We start from the raw sequence: 13,686 nt of genomic DNA on the forward strand, positions 1-13,686 counted from the left end.
TTTAGTAGGTAAATATGAGTAATCAAACACATTCAACTATTACAGTCATTGGTGCTGGATCTTACGGTACAGCGTTAGCAATCTTATTAGCTCGCAACGGTCATGACACTATTTTGTGGGGTCATAATCGTGATGAAATGAATGTGCTTGAACACGATAGACAAAATAGTAAATTTTTACCAGGTATTGTATTCCCTAATAATCTAGTTATTGAAACAAATCTACAAACGGCTATTGAATCCTCTCCAATCTTACTAATTGTAGTACCAAGCCATGCTTTTGGAGAGGTATTAAACCAAATAAAGCCATTTCTACGACCTGACTCTAAAATTGTTTGGGCAACCAAAGGGCTTGAAACTAATTCAGGCCGTTTACTACAAGATGTTGCTAAAGAAATTTTAGGTGATCAAATACCATTAGCTGTAATTTCTGGACCAACTTTTGCAAAAGAAGTCGCACAAGGACTACCTACTGCAGTCACCGTTGCATCAACAAATGATCTATTTTTAGTCGAGTTACAAAATCTTTTCCATTGTGGTAAAAGTTTTCGTGTCTACAGTAGTAAAGATTTTATCGGTGTTCAACTTGGTGGTGCTGTCAAAAATGTTATTGCAATTGGCGCAGGATTGTCTGATGGGCTCGGATTTGGAGCAAATGCAAGAACTGCCTTAATTACTCGTGGACTCGCTGAAATGATGAGATTAGGAGCCGTGCTAGGTGCAGATCCAATTACTTTTATGGGAATGGCAGGCCTTGGTGATCTCGTATTAACATGTACAGATAATCAATCTCGTAATCGCCGATTTGGTATGTTACTTGGCCAAAACAAAACTATCGATGAAGCCAAACAAATCATTGGACAAGTTGTTGAAGGCTGTCAAAACACAAAAGAAGTTAAACTATTAGCTGAAAAATACCAAGTTGATATGCCTATTACTGAACAGATCTATCAAATTCTTTATTGCCATAAGGATCCTAAAGAAGCTGCAAAAGATTTACTTGGTAGAACTCAAAAAGAAGAACTGAAAAGTCCTAATATAGCAAAATAGTAGTTGTCATACATGTTTATCATATAGGAGTATTCGTCATGCTTGCGGCTAAAAAAATCGTTAAGCCTAACCAACTTTGGCATACTATTCGTGAAGAAGCTAGCCAATTAGTAGAAAGTGAGCCAATGTTGGCAAGCTATTTTCATGCAACACTACTTAATCATGATAATATTGGTAGCGCTATTGGTTATATTCTGGCTAATAAATTATCAAGTGAAGTTATGCCCGCTATTGATATTCGAGAAGTCATAAGACAAGCATATATAGCTAACCCTGAAATTATTCAATCAGGCATGACTGATATTATGGCTGTTTATCTACGAGATCCAGCGACAAACTATTACTCAACTCCGTTACTTTATTATAAAGGGTTCCTTGCACTACAAGCTTATCGAATTGCTCATTGGCTTTGGCAACAGAATAGACGAGCTCTTGCATCTTTTTTGCAAAGCCAAATTGCAATTGTATTTGGTGTTGATATTCATCCCGCAGCAAAAATTGGCTGTGGTGTCATGTTTGACCATGCGACAGGCATTGTGATTGGTGAAACTGCAGTGGTTGAAAATGATGTTTCTATTTTACAATCAGTGACACTTGGTGGAACAGGAAAAGAAAATGGTGATCGTCATCCTAAAATCCGAGAAGGTGTTATGATTGGTGCAAACTCCACTATTTTAGGTAATATTGAAATAGGCAAGGGAGCAAAGATTGGGGCAGGCTCTGTTGTCCTTAATCCAGTACCACAACATACTACTGTCGCAGGCGTCCCTGCTAAAATAGTAGGATGCCCCGATTGTGAAAAACCAGCTTTAAATATGGATCAAGATATCTAAAAAATTAAGGCGCTCATGAAGATGCGCCTTAACTGAAGAATATATCGCTCTAACAAGGACTATTTTTTGATATTGAGGTCCATAGTTGGGTATGGAATATTAATATTATTAGCATCAAGATCATTTTTAATGTTTTCGAGTAACACAGTTCTAACTGTACTATAATTTTCATTAACAACCCACACATAAACTACAAAATTAATTGAAGAGCCCGCTAATTCATTAAAACGAATGGTAACGCCTAAGTCTCGCAAAATATCAGGTGTCTTTTCAACTGAACCTTTTAGTATGTCATAAACAGCTTTAATATCTGCTTTATAATCAACCCCAATATTGAGATCGATTCTTCGATTAGGTTGTCTAGTATAATTGATGATATTGGTACCAAGAACTTGGCTATTTGGAATAGTTACAGTTTCGCCTGTTGGAGTAATTATCGTGGTTGAAAATATCTGTATTGCATCAACTGTACCTAAGATACCACTAATAATCACTAATTCTCCAACTTTAAATGGACGAAAAAGAATTAATAATACACCAGCCGCAAAATTAGATAATGATCCTTGTAGAGCAAGCCCGATAGCTAAACCAGCAGCACCAATAATAGCAACAATAGATGTCGTTTGAACACCGAGTTGCCCTAACACCGCCACCAATGTAAAAGCCATGATGGCATAGCGGATAGAGGAAGTGGTAAACTTAATTATAGTTGATTCAACATTTTTATTAATGAGTATTTTACGTAACTGTCGACTAACAAAAATAGAAATAAAACGACCTAAGAAAAAGATTAGAATAGCGAAAGCAATATTCAACAAATAAGATAGCACTACGCTGTCGTACTTTTCAACGACTTGAATTAGTTTATTAATTATATCCATCCCTTACCACCTTATTTAGAAAAATAAATAAAAATTTATACAATAAAAATATACTGATAGCACTCAGTATTTTAATATTTAAACGAGTTGTTTTGATACTAACAACCAACGGATATCAAAATCTGTTGTTGGCAAATATTTAAAGCCAGATCTTACATATCTCACCATCATGCCTTCACAAAAAGCAAGAAGTTGGCTTGCTAAAATTCGTTCATCAATACTATATGCTAAACCTTCTCGTAACTTTCTTTCGCGTAAAACTTGTTTAAGTTGAGTTTCAATTCTCTCAAATAGCTGACTCACTCTATCCTGAAGTTCTTCTTGTTCAAACATCAACGCATGGCTTGTCATAATACGCGTCAATCCCGGATTTTTTTCACAAAACCCAAGAATAAGAGCAATAATCAATCTTAGTCTAACTTCAGTCTCCTTTTCATCCTGCAAAATAGTATTAATACGAGAAAGTAAAGTATCTTCAATAAAAACAATTAAACTTTCATACATTTTCGTTTTACTCGAAAAATGTCTATATAATGCAGCTTCTGAAACTCCAACGTTAGCAGCTAATTTTGCGGTAGTAATACGTTGAGTACCTTCATTTGATTCAAGCATTGTAGCCAATGCTTGCAAAATGTCCTCTTTACGATTTTTACGTTTGGTAATCACAATTATTTTTTACCTGAATGACCAAAACCACCTTCACCGCGAGATGACTCATCAAATTTATCAACAATATTAAATTCGGCTTGAACAACTGGCACAATAATAAGTTGAGCAATACGATCTCCAGGCTCAACAGTAAATGAAGTATCGCTACGATTCCAGAGAGGAACAAAAAGTTGTCCTTGATAATCTGAATCAATCAAACCCACCAAATTTCCCAAAACAATGCCATTTTTTGATCCTAAACCAGATCGAGGTAAAACTAATGCCGCCAGATTCGGATCGGCAATAAACATCGAAAGCCCTGTCGGTGTTAAAATGGTTTGTCCTGGTTTTATTTCCGTTTTTTCATCAAACATTGCTCTCAAATCAATACCGGCAGATCCTTCTGTGGCATAAGTTGGTAATGGATATTCGTTACCGAGACGTTGATCTAAAATTTTTATATCAATTATTTTTTTCATTAGTATACTCATTATAATGTTTAATTATTTCAGTAAGTAGCGCTTGTGCTAATTTCTCTTTACTTGTTAGAGGTAATGATAATTTACCTAAAGACCAATACAGAGTTAACGCATTATTATCTGCGTTAAACCCCTGCTCACTAGATGAAACGTCGTTAGCACAAATCATATCTAAATTTTTGCTTTTCAATTTCTTTAATGCATATTCTTCAACATTATTCGTTTCAGCAGCAAAACCGACGACAAAAGGACGATGACTCTTCATGGATGCAACATCAGCAACAATATCTGGATTTTTAGTAAAAGTCATTGTTAACTCATTACTATCTTGCTGTTTTTTGATTTTTTGATCAGAAACTATTTTTGCTCGATAGTCAGCAACTGCCGCGCAAGAAATAAAAATATCAGCTGTTTTAGCATACTGCATTGCTTTTTCATGCATTTGCAAAGCTGTTTTAACATTTTCCTGCATTACTTTTGCTGGTGTTGATAAATTAACTGGCCCGCTAATTAACGTAACTGTTGCACCAAGATTTGCCGCAGCCTTAGCAATAGCAAAACCCATTTTACCAGAACTATGATTACTAATATAACGAACAGGATCTAATGCTTCCTGAGTTGGTCCAGCTGTAATTACAATATTCAAGCCACTTAATAAATCTAAATCAGTAAATAAATTATCAACACATGTAACTAACTCTACTGGATCAAGCATTCGACCAGGGCCAATATCTCCACAAGCCTGAAAACCATTATCAGGTCCCCAAATATGGAAATCTCGAGCTGCCAATGTTGCAATATTTTGCTGGGTAATTGTAGATTGATACATCTGTTGGTTCATCGCAGGAGAAATTGCAATTGGGGCTGATGTCGCAAGGCATAATGTGGTTAAAAGATCATCGGCAATACCATTTGCTAACTTAGCAATAATATTCGCTGTAGCGGGCGCAATTAAAACTAAATCAGCCCATTTAGCGAGTTCAATATGCCCCATTGATAACTCTGCGGAAGAGTCAAATAAATCATAAGAAACTCGATTACCAGACACAGCCTGCAAAGCTAATTCAGAGACAAAATGCTTTGCCGATTCAGTCATAACAACATGAACTTGAGCACCCATTTTTTTTAATTGGCGTACCAATTCAGGACATTTATAGGCAGCAATACCGCCCGTGATTCCTAATAAAATATGCTTATTAACTAAATTCATATTATCAACTTCTATCACATAAATTTATTATATTTTACCATGAATACTTATGATATTAACCAATTTTTATAAGGACTTGGTGACAATTTAATATTTACTCAGATTTATGTATTTATTAATGCACTATTAAATAAATTAATATAATCATTAAACATCTATTGTATTAACAGCTCTTTAGCATTCGCTAATGTATTTTCTGTTATTTTATCGCCACCTAATAATCTAGCCAGTTCCTTCAATCTTTGTGATTGTGTTAATATATTTATGTTTGTTTCTGTATGTTTGCCATCTGTTTGTTTGGCTACGAAATAGTGGTGGTGTGCATTCCCCGCGACTTGAGGTAAATGAGTTACAGTTATAACTTGTGTTGATAAACCGAGCTGTCTGAGTAAATTCCCGACTTTTGCAGCTGTCGGACCACTAATGCCCACATCAATTTCATCAAAAATAAGCGCTGGTGTTTCCATCTTTTGCGCTGTCAATACTTGGATAGTTAAAGCGATCCGCGATAACTCACCACCAGAGGCGACTTTACTAATCGGTTGCATCGGTTGACCGGGATTAGTACTGACCAAAAAAGTAATTTGATCTATGCCTGTTTCACTAATCTTGCTACTATCATCAACAATATCAATACTAAATTCACCATGCGGTATTGCTAGTTCTCGAATACTATGTGTAATCTTTTGTGATAATATTGCAGCGATCTTAACGCGTTTATCATGCAGGGCTTTAGCGCAAGATAAGGCCTCTTGTTGATATTGAGCAATATTTTGCTTCAATTGCTCACCAATTTCATCTTGATTTGAAATTTGGTTAAATTCATCAAGTAACTGTTGATGTAACTCCGGGAGTTTTTCTGGTGAAATATGATGTTTTCGAGCTAATGAAATTTGTTTCGATAGTCGTTGTTCTAGTTGCATAATGCGAGATGGATCAATTTCAAGATTATCAATATAACGATGAATTTCATAACTAGCCTCTCTAATTTGAATCGCAGCCTCATCTAGCATTGTTGAAATTTCAATTAACTGACCATCTAGGCTCGCCAAATCTTGAGCTATACGATTAGCATTACTTAGGTGATTTAAGAGATTAATATCTTGATTTTCCTGTATCAAATCAATCAAATTATGACTTAAATTGATAAGTTGCTCACTATTTGCTAAACGTTTATGCTCCTCATCAATTTGTTGATATTCCCCCTCTATTGGCGAAAACTCATTAAGTTCTTTAAGCTGATATTGTAATAATTGAATATGGGCGTCATTCTCTTGTCGAGATTTTAGATACTGTGTATATTTTTCTGTTTCAACTTTCCATTTTTTATATGCAAGTTTCATCGCAGAGAGTAAATGGTTATCCGCCATATATTGATCAAGTAGCGTTTGCTGATAATCAGCACGTAAAAGGAGCTGATGCTCATGTTGACCATGAATTTGAATAAGCATCTGACCGAGCTCTTTTAACTGAGCGATCGGTACCGCTCTGCCATTAATAAATGCTTTAGAACGACCATCTTGACTAACAACACGTCTTAAAATACATTCATTATTATCATTTAATTGATTTTCAGTTAACCAATTTAACGCACTTGGTGTATCATCTAACACAAAGTGGGCAGAAATATCCAAACGCGCACTGCCATGTTTAATTAACGAAATATCTGATCTTGCACCTAGACACAGACCCAATGCGTCAATTGCGATAGATTTTCCAGCCCCAGTCTCACCAGTAATAGCAGTCATACCAGAATTAAAATCAATGAGTAAATTATCGACAATAGCAAAATTATTAATTGTTAGTTGGGTGAGCATATAATGATCATAGTAATTATTATTTAATTATTATCTTACAATACCGCTGTAAATAAATACAGTTATTTTTTAATCTATTTATACAATAACTGAAAACGATTTGTTTTAAAAAAATAAAGGAGTAAAAATTGATTAAACATTAAACATATGTTTATATAACTATAAAAGTTACCATAAATAATGAGGTAATATCATGAAACAAAAGTTAGATATTATTTTCGTACGGCAGATTTCTAAAACAGTAATAACTTTTACTAGTTTGCTTTTCTTCTTCTCAGTTATCTATAACAGTGTTATCAATTTAACGCACAATGCGATGACTTACTATTGGTGGAGTTGCTACTGGTCTTGCATGTATAGCGACTTTAGTTTATAAGCTAAAGTCAAATAAATAGAGTAATTGTAAGAAATCAAATTGCCCGCTTGATTATTTAATTAATAACAATAATTTTTATGGTGGGGATTTAAAATGCACAAAAAAATAGAGGGCACTCTTGCCCTCTATTTTGAACATTAACCGATTACTCTATTCGTAAATGCCAAGTTTCTTTTCTAAATAGTGGATATTTGTACCACCTTTTTGGAAATTCTCATCATTCATAATATCAATATGTAAATCGATATTCGTTTTGATTCCATCAATCACAAGCTCAGCTAACGCATTTTTCATACGAGCAATTGCTATACTACGGGTTTCACCGTAAGCGATTAATTTACCAATCATTGAATCATAATGAGGAGGAACTGTATAGCCAGCATAAATATGCGATTCCCAACGAATACCGAATCCACCAGGAGCATGGAATCGAGTTATTTTACCCGGAGATGGCATAAAAGTCTTAGCATCTTCAGCATTAATACGGCATTCAATAGCATGACCTTTAATATGAATATCTTGTTGTTTAATCGTTAATGGCAACCCTGATGCGACTCGAATTTGCTCTTTAATTAAATCAACACCTGTAATCATTTCTGTAACAGGATGCTCTACTTGAATACGAGTGTTCATCTCAATAAAGTAGAATTCACCGTTTTCAAAAAGAAATTCAAATGTACCGGCACCTCGATAACCAATTTCCACACAAGCATTAGCACAACGCTCACCAATAAATTGGCGCATTTTTTCAGAAACACCAATGGCAGGCGCTTCTTCGACAACTTTTTGATGACGTCTTTGCATTGAACAATCGCGTTCACCAAGATAAATAGCATTTCCTTGACCATCGGCAAGAACTTGTATTTCAATATGTCTAGGGTTTTCAAGAAATTTTTCCATATAAACCATATCATTATTGAAAGCTGTTTTTGCTTCCATTTTGGTCATTTTGATTGCTTGCTCAAGATCTTTTTCTTGGCGTACAATTCGCATACCACGACCACCGCCACCACCAGATGCTTTAATAATCACTGGATAGCCGATTTTCTTCGCTATTTTTTTATTAAGTTCAATATCATTACCAAGAGAACCATCAGATCCGGGAACACATGGGACACCCGCTTTTTTCATCGCATTAATTGCTGAAACTTTATCCCCCATAAGACGAATAGTTTCAGCCTTTGGTCCAATAAAAATAAACCCAGAACGTTCTACTTGCTCTGCAAAATCCGCATTTTCAGACAAAAAGCCATATCCAGGATGGATCGCAGAAGAGCCCGTCACTTCAGCCGCAGCAATTAAAGCAGGAATATTTAGATAACTTTTAGCAGATGGAGCGGGACCAATACATACTGTTTCATCAGCAAGTAAGACATGCTTCAAATCTCTATCGGCTGTTGAGTGTACAGCAACCGTTTTGATGCCAAGTTCTTTACATGCCCTCAAAATACGTAAGGCAATCTCGCCTCGATTGGCAATTAAAATTTTATCAAGCATACTAACCTCTAAGCAGATTTATTAAATAAGAAATTTATCTGAAAATAGATACCATAGACTAATATTATTCGATCACAAATAGTGGTTGATCAAACTCTACTGGTTGGCCATTTTCAACTAAAATCGCTTTAACTACACCTGCTTTTTCTGATTCTATTTGGTTCATCATTTTCATTGCTTCAACGATGCATAAAACATCACCGACATTAACTGTTTGGCCAATCTCAACAAAAGCCTTTGAATCAGGACTTGGTGTGCGATAGAAAGTACCAACCATTGGTGATTTAATTGCATTAGATGAAATTGTATTACTTGGAGCGGCTACTGGTGCTGGTTGCTCAATACTTGTATTAACAATATTTGGAGTAGGTTGTGCAACATGAATGTTTTGCACTGGGTAAGCTGGTTGTGGGATTGCCCGACTAATTCTAACTGATTCTTCACCTTCTGAAATTTCTAACTCCGAAATTCCCGACTCTTCAACTAATTCAATTAATTTTTTTATTTTACGTATATCCATGAATAACACCGTATTATAGTTCATAAAATGAGGTGATAACATCAAAATCAATAATCATTCGTTATCACATTAATATTCTATTAAATCTTGCTATATGACTACAAGTTAACAGACGTTTGCCGAGAATTTTATTATTTTTGCGGCGATTATATTAACGGGCAAGCATACACTGTTAAAATTAATTTGTCATTATATATATATTTGATTAGATGTTTTTTTAGACAAAAAGTTGCAAAGCGATACACTAAATATTTATCTTTGTTACTATTTCTAACTATGCGTTATAGCATAATTGCGCTACAATAGCACATATTTTAATGTGTCAACTTATCGTTGAGTCTATAAAAATATTATTTTATAAACTCAGGGCTAATTGAAATAACATCTATATTATCAATTTAGGAAGAGCTTTTATTATGTTCAAAAAAATCCGCGGCATTTTTTCTAATGATCTATCTATTGATTTGGGTACAGCAAACACACTCATTTATGTCAAAGGTCAAGGAATTGTTCTCAATGAACCCTCTGTTGTCGCGATTCGACAAGATCGCAGTGGGACACCTAAAAGTGTTGCGGCGGTTGGACATGCAGCGAAACAGATGCTAGGTAGAACACCTGGCAATATCGCAGCAATTAGACCAATGAAAGATGGTGTTATTGCCGATTTTTCTGTTACAGAAAAAATGTTACAGTATTTCATCAGACAAGTGCATAGCCACAGTTTTTTAAGACCTAGCCCTCGCGTTTTGGTCTGCGTACCAGTTGGTGCAACCCAAGTTGAGCGAAGAGCAATTCGTGAATCAGCATTAGGTGCTGGAGCAAGAGAAGTATATCTTATTGAAGAACCAATGGCAGCTGCGATTGGTGCAGATTTACCTGTATCAGAACCAACGGGGTCGATGGTTGTTGATATCGGGGGAGGGACAACCGAAGTTGCTGTCATCTCTCTAAATGGTGTTGTTTACTCAGCATCAGCTCGAATTGGTGGAGATCGATTTGATGAAGCTATCATCAATTATGTTAGACGTAATTATGGTGCACTGATTGGTGAAGCAACAGCTGAAAGAATTAAACATACTATTGGTAGTGCTTACCCTGGTGATGAAGTTCTGGAAATTGAAGTTCGAGGTCGAAACTTAGCAGAAGGTGTACCAAGAAGTTTTACGTTAAACTCAAACGAAATTTTAGAAGCACTACAAGAGCCACTAAGTGGTATTGTCAGCGCAGTAAAAGTCGCTTTAGAACAATGTCCACCAGAACTTGCTTCAGATATTTCTGAGCATGGAATGGTAATGACTGGCGGTGGAGCTCTATTACGTAACATCGACAAATTGCTTGCGGCAGAAACTGGGATTCATGTTGTCATCGCTGATGACCCACTAACAAGCGTCGCTCGCGGCGGTGGTAGAGCATTGGATATGGTAGACATGCATGGTGGTGATCTATTTAGTGAAGATTAGTCCAATTTTACTGTTGAAAACCACTTTTTATTATAATAAGAGGTGGTTTTTGTTGTGAAGCAATTATTTACTAAGAGAACATCCCTCGTTTTCCAGCTTTTCTTTGCACTATTTTTAGCAATCTTTTTTATTGTCGCAGACATCAATTATCGAGCATTTGCGACAATAAGATACTATCTAGACACAATAATATCGCCTTTATATTATGTATCAAATTCACCAAGAGCGACATTTGATACGCTAAATGATATGTCAAAAACTCATCAAAAATTGTTTGATGAAAATGTTGCATTAAAAAATGAACTACAAAGTCGACAAAGTGAATTATTACAGTTGGCTTTTCTAAAAAAAGAAAATAATAAACTTCGCGAGTTATTAGGTTCTCCATTGCAACATGATGAATATAAAAAAGTTGCCCAAGTATTACTGGCCGATTCTGATCCCTACGTTTACCAAATAGTACTCAATAAAGGAGAAAAGGAAGGTGTGTTTGTTGGGCAACCCGTTGTCGATGAAAAAGGTATTGTTGGGCAAATTTATAAAACGGCAAGTAATACGAGCCGAGCTATTTTAATTTGTGACTACCAACATGCTATTCCAGTGCAAGTACTACGTAATGATATGTCAATGGTTGCTGTAGGTAATGGTTGTAATAACGATTTATTACTTGATTTCCTACCTAATAATGTAGATATACAAGTCGGTGATGTTTTAGTGACGTCAGGCTTAGACGAACAGTTTCCTGAGGGTTATCCTGTGGCAGTAGTGAGTTCAGTTAAACTTGATATGCATGATTCAACCCCCGTTATTTCTGCTACACCAACCGCTGATTTAAAGCGATTACGTTATTTATTACTACTATGGAATGAAAAAAATAAACCGACCGAGCCAGAAAAAGTGACCCAAGAGGTACCAAATAATGAATAGAATCGCTCATAATTATTGGGTAATTTGGGTTACACTATTAATTGGTTTACTACTTCAAATCATCCCATGGACATCATCCTTTTACATGTTAAAACCACATTGGTTAATGCTAGTTACCATTTATTGGGTATTGGCATTACCCCATAGAGTTGGTATCTGGACAGCTTTTCTAATCGGTATGATATTAGATCTATTTTCAGGAACGGTACTTGGTGTTCATGCTTTTATTTTTTCTGTTATTGCTTATCTAGTTATTTTTAGATTCCAATTAATTAGGAATTTAGCTTTGTGGCAACAAGCTTTCATTATATTAGCGTTGTCACTTCTTTATGATTTGTTACTATTTATATTCCAAATCACGATATATCAAATGATCACTATGTCACCATTAATTTTCTTATCATCATGCATTGATGGAATGGTCTGGATATGGTTATTTTTGCTATTACGGCAAATTAGACGTGGCTTTGCAATAGATTAAATGAGGATATTATGGCTGTCGAATTGCTAATGAATGTAACCCCATCGGAAACACGGGTTGCCTATATTGAAGATGGAATTCTGCAAGAAATTCATGTCGATCGAGAATCAAAACGCGGCATTGTTGGCAATATTTACAAAGGAAAAATAATTCGTATTTTACCCGGCATGCAAGCTGCATTTGTAGATATTGGCTTGGAAAAAGCTGCTTTTTTACACGCATCGGATATTATGCCTTATACTGAATGTGTTTCTGATAGAGAGCAAGAAAAGTTTCAAGTTAAAGAGATATCGGAACTTGTTAGACAAGGACAGGATCTCATGGTTCAAGTCGTTAAAGACCCAATCGGTACCAAAGGAGCAAGACTAACCACTGATATTACGCTACCTTCTCGCTATCTTGTCTTTATGCCTGGACCTAACTCTTCACATGTGGCAACCTCCCAACGTATTGAAAGTGAAGATGAACGAGAACGCTTAAAGAATATTATAGAAAAATATATTACAGATGACGGTGGTTTTATTGTCAGGACAGCTGCAGAGGGAGCACACCAACACGAACTAGAACAAGATGTTGCCTTTTTAAGTCGTCTTTGGAAAAAAATTCAAGAAAGAATGTCAAGACCAGGTAGTAAACACTTATTGTATGGTGAGCTTGACCTATCTCAGCGAATTTTAAGAGATTTCGTCGGCGACCCAATCGAAAGAATATTGGTGGACTCTAAATTAACTTTCGATCTGTTAACAGAGTTTACATTAGAGTTCATGCCTGAAGTTACCAACAAGCTTGCTCACTATAAAGCCAATATTCCTATTTTCGATCTGTATGATATTGAGAATGAGATTCAGCGGGCGCTTGAACGTAAAGTTAAATTAAAATCAGGTGGCTATCTAATTATTGATCAAACCGAAGCAATGACAACCATCGATATTAATACTGGTGCTTTTGTTGGTCACCGAAACCTTGAAGAAACTATTTTTAATACCAATATTGAAGCAACAATTGCGATAGCTAGGCAGTTACGATTACGTAACTTAGGTGGTATTATCATTATTGATTTTATAGATATGCAAGAAGATCTGCATCGAGAAAGAGTGTTGCAATCTTTACAAGACTCCTTAAGTAAGGATCGAGCCAAAACAACAGTAAATGCCTTTTCACCATTAGGCTTAGTCGAGATGACGCGTAAACGAACTAGAGAAAGTATTGAACATATTTTATGTGAAGAGTGTAGCTCATGTCATGGACGAGGTATGGTTAAATCAGTTGAAACTGTTTGTAATGAAATTTTACGTGAAATTGTTCGCGTGCATAAGGCTCATCGCAGTGAATACTTCTTAGTTTATGCATCAACTGCAGTTGCACAAGCATTAACAGCAGATGAGTCTCATGCTTTAGCTGAAGTAGAATTATTTGTGGGCAAGCGAGTCGAAGTCAAGCTAGAGCCTCAATATATTCAAGAACAGTATGATGTCGTATTAATGTAATTGGCATAATTTAATTATTAT

The 13,686-nt window shown here is 35.7% G+C and carries 13 protein-coding genes; 6 read left to right on the forward strand and 7 right to left on the reverse strand.

Annotation, left to right across the window (positions count from 1 at the left end):
- Nucleotides 1-14: 14 nt before the first annotated feature.
- Together gpsA and cysE are read left to right on the forward strand one after the other, a co-directional pair.
- Nucleotides 15-1,049, forward strand: coding sequence for an NAD(P)H-dependent glycerol-3-phosphate dehydrogenase (gene gpsA, locus RHO11_08340; GenBank protein WVD60505.1), 1,035 nt, complete (start codon nucleotides 15-17; stop codon nucleotides 1,047-1,049).
- 38 nt (nucleotides 1,050-1,087) lie between these two features.
- Nucleotides 1,088-1,882 (forward strand): serine O-acetyltransferase, encoded by a 795-nt coding sequence (gene cysE / locus RHO11_08345; GenBank protein WVD60506.1) that lies wholly within the window; start codon nucleotides 1,088-1,090, stop codon nucleotides 1,880-1,882.
- A 59-nt stretch (nucleotides 1,883-1,941) separates the two neighbouring features.
- On the opposite strand, the gene RHO11_08350 is transcribed toward cysE, so the two are convergent.
- The 7 genes from RHO11_08350 to accB all read right to left on the reverse strand — a co-directional run bounded on the left by RHO11_08350 (nucleotide 1,942) and on the right by accB (nucleotide 9,310).
- A complete protein-coding gene (locus tag RHO11_08350; protein WVD60507.1) occupies nucleotides 1,942-2,763 on the reverse strand; it encodes a mechanosensitive ion channel in 822 nt (273 codons plus the stop codon).
- Between the two features lie 78 nt (nucleotides 2,764-2,841).
- Nucleotides 2,842-3,429, reverse strand: coding sequence for a nucleoid occlusion factor SlmA (gene slmA, locus RHO11_08355; protein WVD60508.1), 588 nt, complete (start codon nucleotides 3,427-3,429; stop codon nucleotides 2,842-2,844).
- A 2-nt stretch (nucleotides 3,430-3,431) separates the two neighbouring features.
- Nucleotides 3,432-3,890 (reverse strand): dUTP diphosphatase, encoded by a 459-nt coding sequence (dut, locus tag RHO11_08360; protein WVD60509.1) that lies wholly within the window; start codon nucleotides 3,888-3,890, stop codon nucleotides 3,432-3,434.
- Nucleotides 3,874-5,100 carry a bifunctional phosphopantothenoylcysteine decarboxylase/phosphopantothenate--cysteine ligase CoaBC gene (gene coaBC, locus RHO11_08365; GenBank protein WVD60510.1) on the reverse strand — a complete coding sequence of 409 codons (1,227 nt, stop codon included), beginning with the start codon at nucleotides 5,098-5,100 and terminating at the stop codon, nucleotides 3,874-3,876. The genes dut and coaBC overlap by 17 nt, the downstream gene beginning before the upstream one ends.
- Nucleotides 5,101-5,255: 155 nt before the next feature.
- On the reverse strand, nucleotides 5,256-6,917 hold the full coding sequence (gene recN / locus RHO11_08370; protein ID WVD60511.1) for a DNA repair protein RecN: 1,662 nt from the start codon (nucleotides 6,915-6,917) through the stop codon (nucleotides 5,256-5,258).
- Between the two features lie 526 nt (nucleotides 6,918-7,443).
- Nucleotides 7,444-8,790 carry an acetyl-CoA carboxylase biotin carboxylase subunit gene (gene accC / locus RHO11_08375; protein WVD60512.1) on the reverse strand — a complete coding sequence of 449 codons (1,347 nt, stop codon included), beginning with the start codon at nucleotides 8,788-8,790 and terminating at the stop codon, nucleotides 7,444-7,446.
- Nucleotides 8,791-8,854: 64 nt separating this feature from the next.
- Entirely contained in the window at nucleotides 8,855-9,310 is a 456-nt protein-coding gene (gene accB, locus RHO11_08380; protein ID WVD60513.1) for an acetyl-CoA carboxylase biotin carboxyl carrier protein, read from the reverse strand.
- Between the two features lie 416 nt (nucleotides 9,311-9,726).
- Between accB and RHO11_08385 the strand changes: the two genes are divergently transcribed.
- From RHO11_08385 to rng, 4 genes are read left to right on the forward strand one after another with little or no spacing between them, the layout of a single operon-like run.
- A complete protein-coding gene (locus tag RHO11_08385; protein WVD60514.1) occupies nucleotides 9,727-10,770 on the forward strand; it encodes a rod shape-determining protein in 1,044 nt (347 codons plus the stop codon).
- A 54-nt stretch (nucleotides 10,771-10,824) separates the two neighbouring features.
- On the forward strand, nucleotides 10,825-11,697 hold the full coding sequence (mreC, locus tag RHO11_08390; GenBank protein WVD60515.1) for a rod shape-determining protein MreC: 873 nt from the start codon (nucleotides 10,825-10,827) through the stop codon (nucleotides 11,695-11,697).
- Nucleotides 11,690-12,178: a rod shape-determining protein MreD gene (gene mreD, locus RHO11_08395; protein ID WVD60516.1), complete on the forward strand. Its 489-nt coding sequence runs from the start codon at nucleotides 11,690-11,692 to the stop codon at nucleotides 12,176-12,178. The genes mreC and mreD overlap by 8 nt, the downstream gene beginning before the upstream one ends.
- 11 nt (nucleotides 12,179-12,189) lie before the next feature.
- Complete coding sequence (rng, locus tag RHO11_08400) at nucleotides 12,190-13,665, forward strand: ribonuclease G (GenBank protein ID WVD60517.1); 1,476 nt, start codon at nucleotides 12,190-12,192, stop codon at nucleotides 13,663-13,665.
- Nucleotides 13,666-13,686: the final 21 nt, after the last annotated feature.

The organism is Orbaceae bacterium BiB, from assembly GCA_036251205.1.
Taxonomy (GTDB): domain Bacteria; phylum Pseudomonadota; class Gammaproteobacteria; order Enterobacterales; family Orbaceae; genus Orbus; species Orbus mooreae.